Origin of the sequence: Saccharibacillus sp. CPCC 101409, assembly GCF_030518235.1 — a bacterium.
GTDB lineage: Bacteria > Bacillota > Bacilli > Paenibacillales > Paenibacillaceae > Saccharibacillus.
The window spans coordinates 350,841-368,845 of the sequence record NZ_JAULSA010000004.1; the positions used below are offsets into that span (position 1 = coordinate 350,841).

18 protein-coding genes and 1 pseudogene are annotated in these 18,005 nt (G+C 59.1%); 1 reads left to right on the top strand and 18 read right to left on the bottom strand.

Features of this window, described 5'->3' with window-relative positions:
• Positions 1–133: 133 nt before the first annotated feature.
• The 16 genes from QWJ34_RS11880 to QWJ34_RS11955 all read right to left on the bottom strand — a co-directional run bounded on the left by QWJ34_RS11880 (position 134) and on the right by QWJ34_RS11955 (position 15,880).
• Positions 134–1,825, bottom strand: a complete 1,692-nt coding sequence (locus tag QWJ34_RS11880; protein ID WP_302727963.1) for a copper amine oxidase N-terminal domain-containing protein — start codon at positions 1,823–1,825, stop codon at positions 134–136.
• 422 nt (positions 1,826–2,247) lie between these two features.
• Positions 2,248–3,225, bottom strand: coding sequence for an MBL fold metallo-hydrolase (locus QWJ34_RS11885; RefSeq protein WP_302727965.1), 978 nt, complete (start codon positions 3,223–3,225; stop codon positions 2,248–2,250).
• A 99-nt stretch (positions 3,226–3,324) separates the two neighbouring features.
• The gene (locus tag QWJ34_RS11890) at positions 3,325–4,566 is read right to left on the bottom strand and encodes a sensor histidine kinase (protein WP_302727967.1); all 1,242 of its coding nucleotides are present in this window, start codon (positions 4,564–4,566) and stop codon (positions 3,325–3,327) included.
• Between the two features lie 56 nt (positions 4,567–4,622).
• Positions 4,623–5,363 (bottom strand): class I SAM-dependent methyltransferase, encoded by a 741-nt coding sequence (locus QWJ34_RS11895; protein ID WP_302727969.1) that lies wholly within the window; start codon positions 5,361–5,363, stop codon positions 4,623–4,625.
• A 163-nt stretch (positions 5,364–5,526) separates the two neighbouring features.
• Complete coding sequence (locus tag QWJ34_RS11900; protein WP_302727971.1) at positions 5,527–6,351, bottom strand: DUF429 domain-containing protein; 825 nt, start codon at positions 6,349–6,351, stop codon at positions 5,527–5,529.
• Positions 6,341–6,922 (bottom strand): NUDIX domain-containing protein, encoded by a 582-nt coding sequence (locus tag QWJ34_RS11905; RefSeq protein ID WP_302727973.1) that lies wholly within the window; start codon positions 6,920–6,922, stop codon positions 6,341–6,343. The genes QWJ34_RS11900 and QWJ34_RS11905 overlap by 11 nt, the downstream gene beginning before the upstream one ends.
• A 69-nt stretch (positions 6,923–6,991) precedes the next feature.
• On the bottom strand, positions 6,992–7,348 hold the full coding sequence (locus QWJ34_RS11910) for a hypothetical protein (RefSeq protein ID WP_302727975.1): 357 nt from the start codon (positions 7,346–7,348) through the stop codon (positions 6,992–6,994).
• 234 nt (positions 7,349–7,582) lie between these two features.
• The gene (locus QWJ34_RS11915) at positions 7,583–8,545 is read right to left on the bottom strand and encodes a metallophosphoesterase family protein (RefSeq protein ID WP_302727977.1); all 963 of its coding nucleotides are present in this window, start codon (positions 8,543–8,545) and stop codon (positions 7,583–7,585) included.
• Positions 8,542–9,321, bottom strand: a complete 780-nt coding sequence (locus QWJ34_RS11920; RefSeq protein ID WP_302727979.1) for a PhzF family phenazine biosynthesis protein — start codon at positions 9,319–9,321, stop codon at positions 8,542–8,544. Before QWJ34_RS11920 ends, QWJ34_RS11915 begins: the two co-directional genes overlap by 4 nt.
• A 586-nt stretch (positions 9,322–9,907) precedes the next feature.
• Positions 9,908–11,275: a metallophosphoesterase family protein gene (locus QWJ34_RS11925; RefSeq protein WP_302727981.1), complete on the bottom strand. Its 1,368-nt coding sequence runs from the start codon at positions 11,273–11,275 to the stop codon at positions 9,908–9,910.
• Between the two features lie 45 nt (positions 11,276–11,320).
• Entirely contained in the window at positions 11,321–11,656 is a 336-nt protein-coding gene (locus QWJ34_RS11930; protein ID WP_302727983.1) for a DMT family transporter, read from the bottom strand.
• Positions 11,653–12,426 carry an HAD family hydrolase gene (locus tag QWJ34_RS11935; RefSeq protein ID WP_302727984.1) on the bottom strand — a complete coding sequence of 258 codons (774 nt, stop codon included), beginning with the start codon at positions 12,424–12,426 and terminating at the stop codon, positions 11,653–11,655. The genes QWJ34_RS11930 and QWJ34_RS11935 overlap by 4 nt, the downstream gene beginning before the upstream one ends.
• A complete protein-coding gene (locus tag QWJ34_RS11940; RefSeq protein ID WP_302727985.1) occupies positions 12,423–12,590 on the bottom strand; it encodes a hypothetical protein in 168 nt (55 codons plus the stop codon). The genes QWJ34_RS11935 and QWJ34_RS11940 overlap by 4 nt, the downstream gene beginning before the upstream one ends.
• A gap of 29 nt (positions 12,591–12,619) precedes the next feature.
• A complete protein-coding gene (locus QWJ34_RS11945) occupies positions 12,620–13,990 on the bottom strand; it encodes an ABC transporter substrate-binding protein (RefSeq protein ID WP_302728220.1) in 1,371 nt (456 codons plus the stop codon).
• 67 nt (positions 13,991–14,057) lie between these two features.
• On the bottom strand, positions 14,058–15,005 hold the full coding sequence (locus tag QWJ34_RS11950) for a carbohydrate ABC transporter permease (RefSeq protein WP_302727987.1): 948 nt from the start codon (positions 15,003–15,005) through the stop codon (positions 14,058–14,060).
• Entirely contained in the window at positions 15,005–15,880 is an 876-nt protein-coding gene (locus QWJ34_RS11955) for a carbohydrate ABC transporter permease (protein WP_302727989.1), read from the bottom strand. Before QWJ34_RS11955 ends, QWJ34_RS11950 begins: the two co-directional genes overlap by 1 nt.
• Positions 15,881–16,107: 227 nt before the next feature.
• Between QWJ34_RS11955 and QWJ34_RS11960 the strand changes: the two genes are divergently transcribed.
• On the top strand, positions 16,108–16,680 hold the full coding sequence (locus QWJ34_RS11960) for a GbsR/MarR family transcriptional regulator (protein WP_302727991.1): 573 nt from the start codon (positions 16,108–16,110) through the stop codon (positions 16,678–16,680).
• Between the two features lie 232 nt (positions 16,681–16,912).
• Here the strand turns inward: QWJ34_RS11960 and QWJ34_RS11965 are convergent, their stop codons facing one another.
• Together QWJ34_RS11965 and QWJ34_RS11970 are read right to left on the bottom strand one after the other, a co-directional pair.
• Positions 16,913–17,290, bottom strand: a complete 378-nt coding sequence (locus tag QWJ34_RS11965; protein ID WP_302727993.1) for a hypothetical protein — start codon at positions 17,288–17,290, stop codon at positions 16,913–16,915.
• A pseudogene (locus QWJ34_RS11970) lies at positions 17,287–18,004 on the bottom strand (Type 1 glutamine amidotransferase-like domain-containing protein). The gene QWJ34_RS11965 and the pseudogene QWJ34_RS11970 overlap by 4 nt, the downstream one beginning before the upstream one ends.
• Between the last annotated feature and the right edge of the window lies 1 nt (position 18,005).

An 18,005-nucleotide genomic window follows, 5' to 3' on the forward strand; every position in this document is an offset into this window, starting at 1 on the left:
TCCGTCAAAAGATGCCGCGGCGGATAAAAGACCGTTAAACGCCGCAGGGGCGCATCGCTTGAAATCCAAGCGAGCGCCCCTGCGAATTATTGCGGATTATAGCGTTATGCTTCGTTAAACGAAGACCTTTTTGTTACATCGATTTGGTCAGCGTGATTGCCCAGTTGCTGCTGTCCACCGCGATATCCCAGCCCAGCAGACCCGTGATGAAGCGTACCGGAACTACCGTTCTGCCGTTCTTGTCCGCGAATACTTTGTGTCCGACAGCCTGTCTCTTGCCGTTGACTTCCATGAAGTCTTTGTTCAGCCAGAATTTCAGCGTATCGTTGCCGGACATTACCGTTACCGCTTTGGTCTTGTTATCGTATTTCACTTCCGCGCCGATCGCTTCGCTCAGGTAGCGCAGCGGGATGTAAGTCGTTCCACTCCATACTTGCGGCGCGGTATCCATTTTGGTCGTTTTGCCGTTCAGCGTCAGGTTCATGCTTCCGACCTGCATCTTAACGGTCGTCATGCTGCCGTTGGACGGGTTCGAAGGCGTAGTCGGCGCAGGCGTAGTCGGTGCCGGCTCCTGGAACTTGTCGTTGAACTGGCCTACGATCGCGCCGCTCAGCGATTTACCCACGTCGAACATCAGGGCATAGCCTTCGCGTTCGGTTTTGTACGAACCGGTGTAGTTTTTAGCCGCATATTGATCCAGTACCTGCTGAACTTGTTTCTCGTGCAGCATCAGGCCTTCTTCCGCAGCAGCCTGCGGCAGTCCGCCGTTCGTAGCCGTGCTCAGGAACGCCGCCAGTTCTTTGGTAAACTGGTTGATCTGGTTCTGCGCCGCGGTGCGGGCCGTCTGGTCGCCGCTCTTCACAGCCGCTACGTATTGAGCCTGTACGTTGATGTGGTTGGTCGTCCAGATCTTCTCGAACTGATCCGCTCCGGCTGCGCCGTAGATCGAAGCGATCGCGGCTTTGAAGTCCTTCGTGTTGCCGGCTTCGGCCGTTACGAGCGCGCTGCTGCTGCTTTCCATGTTGTCGTACTGCTCCTGCATTTGCAGGGTAGCCAGAGCGAAGTGCTCGGACAGCAGGTGGTTCAGCGCCGATCTCAGATCGCCCGCCGGCGTATCGGATTTGGTGTTCTGGAATTTCTCCGGCATTTGCGTCACGATAGCCGTCGACAGCGCTTCGCTGATCGTGAACATTTCGTTCAGGCCTGTGCGGTAAGCGGTATAAGCGCCGCTGTAGTCGCCCGCTACATACTTGTCGAAAGCGTCCTGTACTTGATCTTCGTGGAGACGGATGACTTTCTCTGCTGTTGCCTGCGGCAGTTTGCCGCCGGTTGCCGTACCCAGGAATGCGGAGAAGTCTTTAACGAATTTCTCGATATTCGCTTCGGCTGTTTGACGAGCCATTGTGTCGCCCGACTTCACGGCTTTGACCAGATCGTCGGTGTATTTGTTATGCGGGCGGAAGATGCTTTCGAACTGTTCGCCGCCTGCTTTACCGTAGAGCGATTCGATCGCCGGCTGCATGTCCAGCGCGTTCTGGTCGAGGGCTTGATAAGCCGCCGCCGCGTCCGGCGAACCTTCGTACGCTTTGATCATCGCGTCCACCGCCAGTTGATAGTGCTCGGAGAGCAGATGGTCAAGCGCGGATCTCAGTTCGACCGCCGGCGTCGTAACCGATGCTTTCATCGCCGCCGTTTGGCTCGCCGTCGTTGTTGTCGTTGTCGCGGCTGCTGCCTGCGCCGGAGCGGCCCCCGCCACTGTCGGAACAATCAGAGCCAGACCGAGTACCGGTGCTACGAGCTTCTTTGCGTTGAACATCTTGAACATTGTAATTCCCTCCGTTTGTGTGTATCTGAATTTTGTTGTTGTTTTCTGTTGCTTACACCGGATGAAACGCAGCCCTTCGAAGTTTGGATCACAGGTTTTTGAATTTTTTTAAAATCTTTTTTCGAAGGAAAGCGCTTATAGATGTAATAAAAGATCGAAAGCTGTTTGGAAAGCTGCTGCATATGGAGAAGAAAAATTAAGTTTTGCATCACCTTTTTGATGAAAATCGAATTGTCGACTCCCTTTATTTAAACCGCATACATCGAGATTAACCAAGCCCAAACACCTATTTCCATTTTTATTTTTATTGCTTTTTTCGTGTTTCAGCAGGCCGTTTGGAGGATGATAAAAAAGCCCGTTCTCCTGAGTAGGAAAACGGGCTTTCAGAAACTGCGGATCGTAAATTCGGGCCGGAACGAGGGTTACGCTGCGGCCGACCAGAATATAAACCGATTCTTGCTCTGCTTCGCCGCCCGTCCCCGCGCTTCCAGCTCGACCAGGTGCGCGATCGTCTCGGACAGGGCGAACCGGAGCTGGTGGATGCCCAGCGAATCGCCAAACTGCGAAACGCAGACTTCGTAGGCGGTCTTCGGTTCCCCGTGCAGCCGCCGCTCCATCTCGTCCAGCCGCTGCTCGTGATGATCCAGCAGCTGACGGGTGCGCTCCGCGAAACCTTCGAACGGATCGCGATGGCCGGGAAACGCCTGCGAGACGTTCAGCTTCCCAAGCGCGCGCAATCCGTCCAGATAAGAGCGCAGCGGCTGCGGATCGCCCTGCGGTCCGTACGAGATATTGGGCGAGATCCGCGGCAGAACCGCGTCGCCGCACAGAATAATCCCGCTCGATTCTTCGTAAAAAGAAAGATGGCCTTCGGCGTGCCCGCCGGTCTCGACCGGCTGCCACAAACGTCCGCCGAAGCGGATCGGCAGCCCGTCCTCGATAATCGAAACTTCGGGCTGCGGCTCCACCTGGGCGATAAAGCCCGCCAGATGTTCCGGCAGCTCCGCAAGACGCTCTTCGGCCATGCCGTGGCAGCGGTAAAGATCGACCGTCGCTTCGTCATGGCCAGCGGCGCTCCAACTGCGCGAGGCGGCTTCGCCTGCGCGCCCGGACATCCAGACCTGCGCGCCGCTGCGCTGCTGCAGCCAGCCCGCCAAGCCGTAATGGTCCGGATGATGATGCGTCAGTACGATCGACGCGATCTGCTCCGGCGCGATCCCAAGCTCTTCGAACGCTTCGTCCCAGGCGGACTCGTTCTCCGCCGAACGCGGCCCGGGATCGACGATCGTATAGCCGTCTTCGCCGCGCAGCGCATAGCTGTTGACCCAGCGCAGCGGGAAAGCCATCGCCATGCGGATTCTTGCGATTTCCCCGTAGCGGGTGATCTTCGATCTGCTCATGAATAAAATCTCCTTTTGTCCCGGTTCTTATGTATGCTTTAAACAGGTATTCCATCGAATAAAAAGGCCGGCCGATTGGATCGGCCGACCTCCCGTGTATTATTCCGATTCTGCTTTGTTATTCTTATCCAGTGCCAGTATGGCATTGAGCATATGCAGCTTACGAATCGGTTTGGTCACAATGGATTGGAACAGGTTTCGTTCTTCATCGTCTATTTTTTCGCCGAGAGGCGCAAGCAGAAACAGATTCAGATCTTGAATGTCTTGAAGCGCGCGGAACGCATCGTCGTTTTTGCGCGTATCGTGATCGATAAACACGACGTCGAAGGAACTTTCTCCGATTCGCTTCACCGTTTCATCGTTCAGCTTATCCATCGATTCGGCGGTCGCTCCCCAGCCTTTCAGCATATTGACGATAACATCGCGGCATGTACCTTGTCCATCCACGACCAGGAAATTCATACCGTCCAACACATCCTCTTCGAACGGGATCGAAGGCAGATCGGTATAACGCTCAAACGATAAAATGATCTCGATTGTCGTCCCTTCTCCGCGCCGGCTGGTTACTTCAATCCTTCCGCCCAGCAGATCGACCAGATTCTTCGTAATGGTCAAGCCGAGACCGGCGCCGCCGTAGTGATGACCCGAGGCTTCGTGAACCTGGGTGTATACGTCGAATATCCGGTCCAGCTTTTCTTCCGACATGCCGATGCCCGTATCCCGAACGGAACAGCTGACCGCCACCTGTTTCTCGTCGAGCGACGGTATGCGCTTCAGCTCGAACACGACCTCCCCTTCATGCGTAAACTTGATCGCATTCTGCATCAGGTTCATAAAAATCTGCCGCACTTTCAAAGCATCCCCGATCACGAACAAAGGAATCTCCGATTCGACATCCAGAACAACCTCGACTTTTTTCTGAAAAGCCTGCGGCGCAAGCGTATAGACCAAGTCTTCGATTGTATTGACCAGATCGAACGGATTATGTTGCACATTCATCTTGCCCGCTTCCAGGCGGCTCATATCGAGAATTCCGTTGACCAATTCCAACAAAGTTTCATTGCTGGTCCGGATAATATCCAGATAGCTGCGCTGCTCCTCGTTCATCTCGGTGCCGTGAAGAAGTTCGCTCATCCCTATGATCCCATTGATCGGATTGCGAATTTCATGGCTGAGCACGGCAACGAAGTTCGACTTGTTCTTCGAGTCTTCCTCTGCCGCTTCCCGCGCCGTCCGTTCTTGTTCAAGCAGAAAATTCAGCCGTTCCAGCTCTGTATCGCAGTCACGAAGCTTTTGATTCAGCTCTTCTATTTTTTGATTTAAAATCTCTATGTTTGACATAATAAAACACCTCTTAAGACAAGCGTAATAGTCCTATATACCCACCGCTTGCCTGCTTATAACCTTTTCCCAACAAAAATCATGCGTTCCGAGTCCGGTTTATACCGTTTCTCGTCGTAGCTCCCGCGCACTTCCACGACTTCGAGCCGCGCTTCTTCCAGCATTTCGCCAAAGCGTTCGAACGTATACAGTTTGACCCGTTCGTCGTATTCGCGCGTCTCTTCGCCGTCCGCAGGCTGAGGGATAATCGTAATATGCTTTTTGACGAAACCGTCTTCGATCCTGCGTCGTTCTTCGATCTTCAATCCTTCTTCTTCGCGCTCCGTGTACGGTTCCAGATGACGCTCCACATGAGGCGGATTCATGAAGTCGATAATAAACCGTCCGCCGGGACGCAGCACGCGCCGAATCTCTTTCAGCACGCGGACATGTTCCGAATCTTTTTTAAAATAGCCGAAAGAAGTAAACAGGTTGACCACCGCGTCGAATTCCCCGTCCGCAAAAGGCAGCTCGCGCATATCCCCCTGCACCCAGCGCACGTTGTCCGCCCCTTCTTCTTTTTTCGCTTCGCCGAGCAGCACGTCCGACAGGTCCATTCCCGTCGCTTCGTAGCCCGCCTCCGCCAGCGACAGCGAATGCCGGCCCATGCCGCAGCACAGATCCAGCACTTTGGAGCCCTGTTCAAGCTTGAGCCAGGAGATCATTTCGCGCACTTCGTGCTCGGCTCCCTGCTCGTCGCGATAATTGTAGACCCGCAGATAATCTTCCCCGAAACTTTCTTCGTACCATTCGCTCATCCTGGTCGGCCTCCCCGTTTGTCGCTCGATGACTTACATACCGTATTACACGAAAACGAACTTCCCGAAAAAGAAAAGGGCCGAACGCGGGCAGCGCAAAAAGCCGTCCGGCGTTCGCGGCGGGGCGGCTTTCATGCGCGTATTTCGTTTCGTTCGATCCGATTCAGCAGTATACGATATTCATTTCGAGCCGGCCTTCGTAGTCGTACTGCCGTTCGCCTTCGGACACGTATGCGGGAAGCGAGACTCCCGCGGCGATGCGATACGCGCAGATCGCGAGCGCGGCGGCGTCCAGCAGATCGTCGCGCACGGCGGTCCCGCGCGGCAGATCTTCCAGCAGCCGAAGCAGTTCCCCGCGCGGGATGCCGGCACGGTTCAGGATATCGATCCGCTCGGCGGCGCCTTCGGCTTCCTTCTTTTTATGCGGCGGAGCGGTATTCCCGTTCAGCCGCTGAAACGAAAGCTCCGGGTGGCATTCCGCGGGCAGCGCCGGGCCGGAAAGTCCGGCTTCGAGCAGCGAGGCGACAAAGTCGTCCAACTCGCGGATCTTCGGAATGAGATTGATCGTCTGGCGGCTCAGCCTGCGGCCGACGACGGCCGCGTTGACCGCGGACGGATCGCCTGCCCGCAGCGCCTGGCGGACCGGGACGGGGAATACGCTCGACTTGCGCGGCGCCGGCAGCAATCTGCGGCAGTCCCGGTCGCACAGCCGGTCGACGATCCGGTTGTTCGCGCCTTCCGGTCCTTCCGGCAGCCCGATCGGCATATCGATCAATACCCGGTCGAGGCCGGACACGGGCTTCAGGTCGGCCCACAGCGCCGCGATATCGGGATATACTGCCGAGCGGGCCGGCGTTTGCGCCGCTTTGTCCGCGCCCGGCGCTTGGAAGACGACGCAGATCCAACCGCCCCGGCAGCCGTCGACGCCGATGCCCCGCGGCCCGGAAGCGCCCCCGGCGCAAATGCCCCGACCGGCGTTAACGTCCATCCGCCGAGGCCGCTCCTTCCAGAAACGCGCGCAGAATGGACAGATCTCGGCGGCGGATAAAATGTCCCGAATAGCTCTGCGGCCGCTCGCTTTCCATCAGCTCCAACGCTTCGCGGGGCTCGATCCAGCTTACCCCGAAGCCGCCGGCTTCTTCTTCGTCCGTAAACGAAGTCTCGCCGGGGCGGCCGACTAGGCGCGCCGAATACGCGTAAGAGAACTGCTTGAGTCCGTAATTGGCGATATATTCGGCCGTTCGGCCGATTGCGCTTTCGATCTCGATCTCCGCGCCGGTTTCTTCGCGCAGTTCGCGCCGCAGCGCGGTTTCCGCGTCTTCGCCTTCTTCGACTCCGCCGCCCGGCAGCTTGTGGTAGCGGTCTTTGGCAGCGTGCATCAGCGCCATTTTGCCGGAATCGTCCAGCAGCACCGCGCGAACGGCGCGCCGCAGAGCGCTGTCTTCCTCGTTCCATTCTTGTTCCGCCGGTTCGTCGAACAAATTCTCGTGGCGGATTGCGATCAGCAGCGGCATGTGTTCGTCCAGCCGTGTCCAGGGTTCGTCATGGAATGCGGACATCGTTCAAACTCCTTTTCCTCGGTAAAATAGGGGTTCTTCCGGGTGTGCGAGTGCGCGGATACTTCGGATTCACGATTCCCGCTGCCGTTCGGACGCGGCGCGCCGTTCGTCGAACTCGACGTTTTTGCGCTTGATTTCTTTCCAGCCGCCGCCGATCTTCTCGCCTGCGTTCAGCTTCTGCCCGAAACTTCCCGCCAGCTCCCAGCCGAGCACCAGCGCGCCGAGACCGCCCAGGATCATCGCGATCCAGAACATCCAGTAGCCGCCGCTTGCCATCAAAGCCGTCATGTAATGTCCCGGCGGCGTATACCACTCCGTCACTTCGCCCATATGCAGCACCGCCGCGGTATGAACGCCCAGATACAGCAGCACCCCGCCGAGCAGCAAAAATCCTCCGGCCAGCACACGGTTGATTCCGTTTCTCATGTTCAAGTCTCCCCTCTCTTCTATTCATAAGAACGCATGGAAAAAAGATTTCGTTTCGAACGGTCAAGTCCATAACGATGGGTAAAAAAAATACTTTCCGAAAAAAGCTTTTTATAGGCGCAAGAGCGACGAATTAGAGGTATACACGCAGCCATTTATCCAAAAAGCGAAAATCATTCGAAAATAAGTGTAACAGCGTCTTTATTTCCGCTCCATGCCGTTATCTCAACATCTTCACATGCGCTTTTCATTCTGGCCGCCGTGAAAAATCTTCAAGATCGGATCGGCGCCCGGCACGCCGAGTTCCGCATAGGAGCGCAGGAAAGCGGAGTTGTCGTACGGCACTTCCAGCACTTCGGCGTGAATGCCGCCGCTTTGGAAGCGGACGAGGCCGCAGCGCGCGACCGGCCGGTCGCAGCAGCCGAGCGCGCCCGGATTGAAGTAGAGTCTCCGCTTCGACCGAAAGCGGTGCACGATATGGTGGTGCCCGAAGCCGACAAAGTCGAAGGGCGCATCTCCGTACAGGCGATCCAGCGCCTCTACGGACGGCGAAGCGTCGATCGGCAGGAACTCCTGCCGGTCGTCCAGATGGTAATGGCGCAGCAGCAGCCTGCGCCCGCCGATCCCGGCGGCCAGGCTGCGCGGCCAGCCGGCCATAACGGCGGCGTAGGCCGGATCGAGCCGCTGCGCCAGCCAGCGGTGATGCTCGCGCTCGCCTTCGTGCCCGGCGGGCGCGGGGCGGCCTTCGTAAGCCGCGAGCACGGCGGCTTCGTGGTTGCCGCCGACAAAGGCGATGCCGCTGCGCGCCGTCAGCAGCGCCAGCACTTCGTTCGAGTCCGGGCCGATGCCGACGGTATCGCCGAGACAGAAGATCCGCCGGATGCCGCGGCGGTCCAGTTCGGCCAGCACGGCCGCCAGCGCCGCCGCGTTGCCGTGGATATCGGTCAGCAGCGCGATTTCCCGCGCGCTCGCGCTGTCCGCCGCGAATCTGTCGTTCGCGGCGCTCGCGATACTCGCGGCATTTACGGCGTTCCCGGCATTCGCGCCGCTCATGGCGCTTACGGCTTTCGCGGTGTTCGCACCGTTCATGGCGTTCGCGGCATTCACGGTATTCGCGCCGCTTATGGCGTTCGCGGCGTTCGCGCCGTTCATGGCGTTCGCGGCCCCCGCTTCTTCGAGCCCGCTTCCGCCCCTCATGTCAGTTCGCCGCGCAGCACGGTCGCGGCGCTTCCGCCGATGCGGATGCGAGCCTCGCCCACGCTCAGGCTCAGCCGGCCTTCGCGCGCGGACAGCTGCAGCGCGCTCAGCTCGCCGCGGCCCAGCTTGCCGCGCCAGTACGGGCCCAGCGCGCAGTGGGCCGAGCCCGTAACCGGATCTTCGTCGACCCCGATGCCGGGATAGAAGCAGCGCGACACGAAGTCGACGCCTTCGCGCTGCGAGCGCGCCGTAACGATCACGCCGCGCGCTTCAAGACCGCGCAGAGCGGCGAAGTCCGGCTTGAGCGCGGCCAGCGTGTCTTCGTTTTGCAGCTCGACGAAGTAATCCATCCGGTTGCGGCCGATATAGCTGCCGATGACGCCCAGCCCGGCCGCCAGCTCCGGCGGCGCTTCGCACGGCTGCGGCGGCTCCAGCGGGAAGTCCAGTTCGATTCCGCTTCCCGCGCGAACCGCCGTCAGCCGGCCGCTGCGCGTCGCGAACGCCAGCGTCTCCGCCGTTTCCCCGGCTTCCGTCCACAGCACATGCGCGCTTGCCAGCGTCGCGTGTCCGCACAGGTCGACCTCCGCGGCCGGCGTAAACCATCTCAAGGAATAACCGCCTGCCTGCGGCAGCAGAAAAGCCGTTTCGGATAAATTCATTTCCGCGGCCACGGTTTGCATCCATTCTTCCGATCGTTCTTCGTCCAGCAGACAAACGGCGGCCGGATTGCCTTTGAAAGGCCGGTCGGCAAAAGCGTCGACAATATACATTTTCATCTTCTCTTCCTCCGTTCGGCTTCGAATCGTCCTGTCCGCTCCGTTCGCGGAAGCGCAGGCTTCCATCCAGTATATCAGCCGGTCGCGGAGTTGGAAGGTACAAAAAGCATAAACGCAAAAAAGCCGGCGTATGCCCCGGCTGCAGACTGTCGAGAAACGATTGGATGTAAACCTGCACAAGTAGGTTCGATTGGAATGAAAGGTCGGGGAAAGGGCCGGAGAAATAAAGCGAGCGGCAAGAAGAAGGTCAAGTCCATTTACACCCACAATATGGACTTGACCAAGACGAATCCAAATAGCTGCGTATATGCCCTTATTCCGGCTTAATCTTAAGTTTTCGAGAAAATAACGGCGCTCATACCCTTATTCCGAGCTTTTCCGCTTCGATTCGGCCTTTGGCTTCCGAATAATTGCACCTGCGCCGCTATTTGAAGAAATCAAAGCGTTTCGTCCAAAATAAGTGTACCTGCGTCTCTATTCTCCATTTGGAACCATCCCCGGCTTTCCCGACAGCCTGAAGCCGGCGTATGCGCCGGCGAACGGATCGAAGTAAAACTTAAAACCGATTGTGGAACGATCGGCCTTCTTAACGGATCGAGCGGACGCCGGCCGCGTAAGCCACCGTATGCTCCGCGCTTTCGATCCACCGGCGCCGCGTGAAATCCCGGCCGCGCACGACGACCCGGTCGTTGTAAATGTCGACCTGAAGACCCTGGCTGCCTTCGAGATGTTCGTCGGCGTCGGTCCACAGATAGCCCACGGACGACGCGTTGAACATCGCCGGCAGCCAGTTCTCTCCGTCGTACATCATCCGCGGCGCTTCCAGCTGCCAGTGCGTGTGTCCCGAGAACAGAATCGCCTGCGGGCAGCCGGACAGGATGTCTTTGACCACTTCGTCCGGCTCGACGCCGTGCCAGCCCTGTTCGCGCGTCGAACCGGCTACCGTATCGATCAGCGGCTGATGCAGGAACACGAACACCGGGCGTTCCGGCGACGCCCGCTCCGCCAGCTTGAGCTCCAGCCAGTTCAACTGCTCCGCCGACAAATAAGCGTCTTTGGGATCGGGGCTTTCGCTGCCCAGGAAAATAAAATGCCAGCCGCCGATCCAGTGATCGTGATACGGCGAAGAGATGCCGGTGCCGGCTTCGAACCGGCGCATCCTGCGCCGCCACAGCTCCTGCGGACCGACGCCCGGTCCGGTCTCCGCGGAAGCGGCGAGGCGGGACATCAGGCCGGCGTAATCGAAGCCGGCCGCGGCCGCGGTTTCAACGGCACCGCCGCTCATGCTTCCGCCGTCCGCTTCCACCGACGCCTCGCCTCTAACGACTGAGCTGTCGCCTTCCGCCGCTCCGCCATGGGCGGCCGCTCCGGCTTCTCGCATGCCGCCCGCCTCCGCCGCTCCGCCGTGGGCGGCCGCTCCGACTTCCGGTATGCCGCCCTGCCGCTCTCCTGCCTCCGGTTCGCCCGCCTCCAACGCCCCGCCGTCCAGCGCCGCCTCCACGCCGTATGCCGGCAGCAGCGTCAGATCGACCGGCGCTCCGCCTTCGTCCCACAGCACGGCTCCGATATCGTGGTTGCCCGGCGTCAGGTACAGCTCCGGCAGTCCGGCCGGGCGACTTTCCCACAGACGGCGAAATTCGCCGTATTCCGCGGCCAGTCCGCGATCGGTCACATCGCCGACATGCATAATGCCGAGACTGCCCGCGCAGAAAGAAGCGATGTCTTCGAGCGCTTCTGCGAAGTGCCGATTGTAGATATGATCGGCGTCATCCCGGATATGCGTGTCGGTCATCACCTGGAAGTTCGCCAGCGGCAGCCCGCTTTCCTGTTCGCTTCCAAAAGCCCGTCCTTTCGCGGACTGCGCCGCTCCCTTCCTAAGCGACGCTTCCCCGGCTGTCCCGGTTTCCTGCACTTGCGTTACGGCTACCTTCCGCATCTGCTTTTCCCGCTCCATCGTTTGTTCCCTCCGTTTTCCGTTTCGTTTTTTTATCTTCCAGGTTCAGGACTCGCTCCATTTCAGCCCGACGATGCCGATCAGAATAAAGCCTATCCAGACCAGAGACGCCGCCTTCAACCGCTCTCCGAACAAATAATGGCCGGCGATGCCGATCGTCGCGATGCCCACGCCGGACCAGATCGCGTACGCGGCGCCGAGCGGGATATGCTTGACCGCGAAGTTCAGCAGGGTAAAGCTGGCGCCGTAGCACAGAAACATCAGCACGGACGGCCACAGCCGCGTAAAGCCGCCCGACATCTTCATCAGGATCGTCCCGCTCAGTTCCAGCGCAATCGCCAGGATCAAAAGTCCCCAGCCGAGCGAAGCGTTTGTATTCATTTCTTCACCGCCCCGCTCAGCAGGCGCTCGAACGAAGGAACCGCGAAGTCCGCCAGCCGAAACGTCTCTGCCGGACCGATCCCGACCTTCAGCAGCGCCCCGGCCGCTCGGGCCATCTCCATATCGCCGTCCGTATCGCCGATCACGGCCGTGCGCGACGAAGGCGCGCCCAGACGCTCGCAGGCGAGCAGACACAGATCGGGAAACGGCTTGCCGCGCTCCGCCAGATCGGTGCCGACCACGGCATCGAAATAATCTTCGATGCCCAGCCAGCGCAGATGACGCAGCGCGCTGTCCGTATCGTCGGCCGTTACGACGCCCAGCGGAATGCCGAGCGCCCGGCAGCGCTCCAGGAACTCCCGTACGCCGGGCAGCAGCCGCGCGGGCCGCGCGATCTCCATCTCCGCGTCCGCCTGAATCAGGCAGCTGCGCACGATCACTTTGGACTCCGCCCAGGACAGGCCGGCCCGATAGCCGTGCCAGACCAGCACGGCGTAAACTTCTTCCATCGTGCCCATCGCCAGCGGGCCGCGCCGGTCGTAATCGACGGTCCGCCCCGCCGCATCGGCTTTCGTTCCCCAGATCCCGGGCACCGCTTCTTCGCAAAGCGCCAGACCTTCTTCCGCCAGGCGGCCGCGGAACGCTTCCAGCACCAGATCGGCCCAGAATCCCCACATCGCCGTAAAATCGAGCAGCGTGCCGTCTTTGTCGAACAGGATCGCGTCCGCTTCGAGCAGACGCCGCCCGTGCTCCGTTGTCCATTCCGTCATTCTTCAATCTCCTTCTGCAGGCCTTTTTGGCCGTTGTTCGCCAACCCCTGCGTTCCGCCGGTCCCGCCGACGGACAAAAGCCGCAGACCGGCGCGTTCATCGCGCGTTTCTGCGGCCCGTCGTTTATCGCTGCTGCGGATCGCCCGCCTGCCGAATCCTTGCATATCGGCTGCTTCTCGGCCTGCTTGCTTTTTTACTTGCTTACCCGGTCCAGTTCGCTCTGCGCTTTCTGCTGCGCTTCCTTCAACGCTTTCTCCGCCGGCACGTTGTTGATCTGCACTTCGTCGGCCGCGATCTTCAGCGCGTCGGTAATCTTGCCGCCCGTCGGGTCCTGGAACGGGGAAGACGCGTGCGAAGCCTGCTGGAGCGGAACTTCGATCTGCGGGTTCTTCTCGCTGAATGCTTTGAACGCAGGGTCTTCGAGCGCCGACTGGCGCACCGCGATATAGCCGGTGTTCATCGACCAGTCGGCCGTATTCGAAGTTTCCATGAAGTATGTGAACCATTTGAACGCCGCCTGCCGCTGCTCCGCGCTCGCTTTGGCCGGAATGCCCGCTTGAATCGCGCTGGCGACCGGTTTGCCGGCGCCGGCGCCTTCCCAGCCCGGCTGCTCCATCGCGGCTACGATCCCGAAATCCAGATCGCCCTGGTCGCCGCTGGAACCGGTATAGCCGGCCGCTTTATTTTTCATCACGTCGTCGATCGTTTTGTACCAGTACTCCCAGCCCTGGCCGCCGGAGTGGATGCGCATGATCTTGTCGTCGTGAATCCATTTGCGGAACTGTTCCCAGGTCTCCACCCACTCGGGCGAGTCGATCGTCACCGTTTTGCCGTCTTCGCTCAGGATCGTGCCGCCGCGGCTGAACACGGCGTCCGCCATATTGTCGTAGCCCCACATCGGTTCCCAGCCGTAGAAGCTCGTTTTGCCGCTTTCCCGCTTGCTCATCTTGGCCGCCGCTTCGCCGAGCGCTTCCCACGTGGTCAGGCCGGCCGGGTCGATGCCGCTCGCTTCGAGCGCGTCTTTGCGGTAGTACATAATCTGCGTCGTGCCGTACATCGGCAGGAAATACTGCTTGCCGTCCACTTTGCCCTGGTCGAGAAACGTCTGCACGAAATCTTCGCTTTTGAATTCCGGATCGGCGGCGATCAGCTCGTCGAGCGAAGCGTAGTAGCCTTTGCGCGCCCATTCGGAATTGGAACTCAGCACCGCCGCCGGCACGTCGTTGGACGCGATCGCCGCCTGCAGCTTCTGCTCCGTTTCCCCGTAGTCGGCCTGGGCGATGCCTTTGACGATCACTTCATCCTGCGAAGCGTTGAACGCGTCGATCCGCTTCTTCATGTTCTCGCCCAGATTGCCGCCGAGCCCGTACCAGAATTCGATCTCGACCGGCTTGGCCGATTCCGCCGGAGCTCCGCTTGCGGACGCGCTCGGCGTGTCCCCGCTCTGCGAGCCGCAGGCGGACAGCAGCGTAAAGCTCGCCGCGAGCAGCAGCGACATGCCGCTTTTCCAACTGCGTTTGCGCCCCGGTTCCAATGCCGATTTCCCGATAAACCGCGCGTTCATCCAACCTTTTTCCATGCTCGTTGTCTCCTCCGTGTGTCGCTTTTTTTATCAATCCGATATCTGCGAATCAGCTCTTGTTGACGCCCGACGACATATTCACGCTCCGCATAATGGTCTTCTGGGTAAAAGCGAACAGGACGAGCAGCGGAGCGATCGTAAACGCGCTTGCGGCCATAATCTGCGGCCAGGCCAGCCCGTAAGCGCCGCCTTCGACGAAGAAGCTGCGCAGTCCGGCGGATACCAGACGCAGTTCCGGGTCTTTGGTAATCAGCATCGGCCAGAAGTAGTTGTTGTACTGATCGATAAACGTAATCAGGATCATGACGGCAAACGACGAACGGATCAGCGGCGACAGGATCGTCCACAGAATGCGGAAATGCGACGCCCCGTCGAGCTGTCCCGCTTCCACCAGTTCGTGCGAGACCTGCATAAACGCCTGCCGCAGCAGGAAGATCGAGAACACGCTCACGCAGTTGGACAGGATCAATCCGGCGTAGCTGTCCAGCAGATGCAGATCGTTCAAGATCAGATAGCTCGGCAAATAGACGGCGGTGCTCGGGATCATGTAGCCGATCAGGACGACGAAGGTCAGCGCGCCTTTGAGCCGGAATTTCATATGGGTCAGCGCGTACGCCATCATGCCGGAGTTGATCACCTGAAGCCCGCAGATCGCGACCGCCACAAAAATACTGTTGAACATATAGCGGGCGAACGGCGCGGAATTCCAGGCGTCGCGGTAGTTGAACCAATTGAGCGTTTCCGGCCAGAAAGTCGGCGGGAAGCGCCAGATCTCGTCGTTCGTTTTCAAGCCGCTGATCGCCATCCAGTAGAACGGGAACGCCATCGCCAGGCTGATCGCGGCCAGCAGCGCGTAGCGGAGGATGCGTCCGATTTGTTCGGAAAGCGGAGTCAACCGCCGGCTGCGTGCGCGCTCCGCTTCCCGCTCGGGAGCCGCCTGGACGCCGGCCGGCCGCAGCGGCTTTCCCGTTTTTTTATCCAATTGGGTCATATTCATCAGTAGTGCACCAGGCGCCGGCTGAGCAGGAACGAGATTCCCGACAGCAGAACGCAGATCAGAATAAGAATCACGGCAATCGCGGAAGCTTCGCCGACGTTGAACGATTCGAAAGCCGACTGATAATACATATAGAGCAGCGTACGCGTGGAGCCGGCCGGTCCGCCCTGCGTCATGACGTTGATCTGGTCGTACGCCTGCAGCGACTGGATCGTCAGCATGATCGACAGGAACAGCGTGGTCGGCGAGATCAGCGGCAGTACGATTCCCCTGAACCGGTCCCAGCCGTTCGCCCCGTCGATCGACGCCGCTTCCAGCAGCTCCGCCGGCAAGCTGCGCAGCGCGACGAGATAAAATACCATCGACCAGCCGATCGACTTCCAGACCGTCACGATCATAACCGCCGCCAGCGCCCAATTCTCGTCCTGCAGCCAGCCGAGCGGCGAGACGCCGACCCAACCGAGCGCCAGATTGGCCAGGCCGACTTCCGGTTCGAAGATCCACGACCAGGCGATCGACACGGCGACGGTCGGCGTGACCCAAGGCGAGAACAGCAGCGCCCGCATCCAGCCCGTCGCGCGCAGCTTGCTGTTCATCAGCAGCGCGAGCGCGAGGCCGCCGACGATAATCGGGACCACCGTCCCCACTCCGAACAGCAGCGTCACTCGAAGCGCGCGGTAGAAATCCGCATGCGTCAGCAGATAGCGGTAATTGTCCAGGCCGACAAACAGCTTCTCCGGGCTCATAAAGTCCCATTCAGTGAAGCTCAGGTAGAAGATATAGCCGAGCGGCCCGAACCAGAACAGCAGCAGCGGAACCAGCGCCGGCAGCGTGAACAGAAACGCTTCTCCCTCCCGGAACAGTTTCAGTCTCAACGTGTCCCCTCCCGTCGTTCAAATTTCTTTTGACTGTGCGTCTAAAGCTGCTTATGTAAGCTACTTTTCTTCTTCCGTACAAAAATGATTGTATATTCGATTTGCAAAACCGGGATTATCCCGATGTTAAATCGAACGGGTTTCATGTAAAATATGAGCGGGAGATCGAAAACGAGACACAGCGAGAACATAAACTGCCCGATTTTCGGTTCAGGAGGGAGATCGTCGTGGAAAAAAAGACCGTCGAAGCCGCGGCCGCGGTGCCGCCGGAGCGGCGCAGACTGCGGGAACAGGTAATCGAAGCGATTGCGCATACGATGGATTTGTACGGGGTCAACCATTCGTTCGGCCAGCTGTACGGCATTATGTACTTCGAAGACCGGCCGATGACGCTCGAAGAGATGAAGGATTCCATGAACATGAGCAAAAGCAATATGAGCTACGCCGTGCGTTCGCTGACCGAATCGCGGATGATCCATAAGCTGGGCGAGAAAAAAGAACGCAAAGACCAGTACGTCGCCGAAACGGACTTTTTCCGCACGTTCCAGAATTTCTTCGGCGCCAAGCTCCAGCGGGAAACCGACGTCATGCTGTCCGCGATCCGCGACGTCGTGCCCGACCTGTCGGCGATCGTGCTCGCGCGCGAAACGCCGGCGGACGAACGCGAGCAGGCGCTGCGCGACCTGCATAAGCTTCAGCACGCGGAGCAGTATTATATCTGGCTGCAGGGGTTTGTGGACGGACTGCGGGAGGGGAAATATTTCGAAGGAGCGGAGACGGAAGCGGCAACGGAAACCTGACGAAAAAGCCGGGTAAAAGCCCGGCCTCAGGTTACGGAGAAAGCGGGATTTCGTTCAAAACCGTAAATAACGACGCAGGTACATTTATTTTACGAAAAAATCTTTACATAAACGAAAAAAAGTCAAAATAGATGTATGAGCGGCGCTATTTACCCAACAAGCCGATTTTTATCGCAAATAACTGCCTGTACGGCACTATTTGCGATTTTTTGATTGCTTTTCATTCGGCTGCTCAGCGATACTGCCTCGGATCGTGCGGCTTCGGAATCGGTTCGGGATGACGACGGCACCATTCGACCGCGTAATCGCTCAATTCGTCGAAGTAAGCGTCTTCCATATACGGAATATGCGGCTGCCTCAGCCGGTTGATGATGATTTCCACCCGCTCCAAGAAGTGTCCGTCGACCACTGTCTTCGGGGGCAGGAAGGTAACTTCGATAAAGTCGCAGTACAGCTCGAACCCTTCGTCCCAGTTGGCGTTTCCGTTACGGTGCGATTCGCTCCGCAGCCTCTGGATCGACCGGACCAGTTCGCCCTGCACCGTATCGGCCTGTCCGCTGTCCGGCACCAGCGCGTCCCAGAGCGCGCGAAACTCTTCTTTATATTTCATCGTTTATCCCCTTCCCATTCTCCTAAAAATAAAATCTCGAATTCGCTTTCCCTCACCCGGCCGCCGGCCGAAGGCACGCTGTATGCGCGTGCCTTCGGCCGGGACGAAACGACGCGATACAATTCGCCGTCCCGGTAATGCAGCGCCGCCCCGTCGTCGGCCGCCGTGCCACGCGCTCAGTTCTCCGCTTTGCAGCAGCGCATGATAAGCCGGACGCCGGTCCGCTTCGCCGTCGTAATGCGGGCAGTGGCTGCCCGGCAGCAGTCCGAGCCCCCGGATCGCGCCGAGCTTCCCGGTCACCGAATCGGTCACGCCTTCCTCGAACCAGCAGATCGAACCGGCGCTGAGCCCGGCCAGCACAATTCCCCGTTCCCAGGCTTTGCGCAGAATGACGTCCAGTCCCCATTCCTGCCAGAGCGCCAGCATACTGCGCGTATTGCCTCCGCCCACGTACAGAATATCTTTGTCCATTACGAATTGTTCAAGATCGCCTTCCGGCAGTTTGAACAGCGACAGATGCGAAGGTTCGCAATCGTGCCTGCCCAATCCCTCGTAGAACCGGTCGATATACCCCTGCGAATCGCCGCTTGCCGTTCCGATGAAGCAGATCTTCGGCCGCCGAATCGGAGACTGCTCCAATATGTACAGATCGAGCAGCGGGTTCTCCGGCTCCATCGAGAAGCCTCCGCCGCCGAGGGCAATAATTTGACGCATA

Excerpts from the sequence above, each read along its gene's own strand:
- QWJ34_RS11880 (WP_302727963.1), bottom strand. The coding sequence starts at position 1,825 with ATGTTCAAGATGTTCAACGCAAAGAAGCTCGTAGCACCGGTACTCGGT.
- QWJ34_RS11885 (WP_302727965.1), bottom strand. The coding sequence starts at position 3,225 with ATGAGCAGATCGAAGATCACCCGCTACGGGGAAATCGCAAGAATCCGC.
- QWJ34_RS11890 (WP_302727967.1), bottom strand. The coding sequence starts at position 4,566 with ATGTCAAACATAGAGATTTTAAATCAAAAAATAGAAGAGCTGAATCAA.
- QWJ34_RS11895 (WP_302727969.1), bottom strand. The coding sequence starts at position 5,363 with ATGAGCGAATGGTACGAAGAAAGTTTCGGGGAAGATTATCTGCGGGTC.
- QWJ34_RS11900 (WP_302727971.1), bottom strand. The coding sequence starts at position 6,351 with ATGGACGTTAACGCCGGTCGGGGCATTTGCGCCGGGGGCGCTTCCGGG.
- QWJ34_RS11905 (WP_302727973.1), bottom strand. The coding sequence starts at position 6,922 with ATGTCCGCATTCCATGACGAACCCTGGACACGGCTGGACGAACACATG.
- QWJ34_RS11910 (WP_302727975.1), bottom strand. The coding sequence starts at position 7,348 with ATGAGAAACGGAATCAACCGTGTGCTGGCCGGAGGATTTTTGCTGCTC.
- QWJ34_RS11915 (WP_302727977.1), bottom strand. The coding sequence starts at position 8,545 with ATGAGGGGCGGAAGCGGGCTCGAAGAAGCGGGGGCCGCGAACGCCATG.
- QWJ34_RS11920 (WP_302727979.1), bottom strand. The coding sequence starts at position 9,321 with ATGAAAATGTATATTGTCGACGCTTTTGCCGACCGGCCTTTCAAAGGC.
- QWJ34_RS11925 (WP_302727981.1), bottom strand. The coding sequence starts at position 11,275 with ATGGAGCGGGAAAAGCAGATGCGGAAGGTAGCCGTAACGCAAGTGCAG.
- QWJ34_RS11930 (WP_302727983.1), bottom strand. The coding sequence starts at position 11,656 with ATGAATACAAACGCTTCGCTCGGCTGGGGACTTTTGATCCTGGCGATT.
- QWJ34_RS11935 (WP_302727984.1), bottom strand. The coding sequence starts at position 12,426 with ATGACGGAATGGACAACGGAGCACGGGCGGCGTCTGCTCGAAGCGGAC.
- QWJ34_RS11940 (WP_302727985.1), bottom strand. The coding sequence starts at position 12,590 with ATGCAAGGATTCGGCAGGCGGGCGATCCGCAGCAGCGATAAACGACGG.
- QWJ34_RS11945 (WP_302728220.1), bottom strand. The coding sequence starts at position 13,990 with ATGAACGCGCGGTTTATCGGGAAATCGGCATTGGAACCGGGGCGCAAA.
- QWJ34_RS11950 (WP_302727987.1), bottom strand. The coding sequence starts at position 15,005 with ATGAATATGACCCAATTGGATAAAAAAACGGGAAAGCCGCTGCGGCCG.
- QWJ34_RS11965 (WP_302727993.1), bottom strand. The coding sequence starts at position 17,290 with ATGAAATATAAAGAAGAGTTTCGCGCGCTCTGGGACGCGCTGGTGCCG.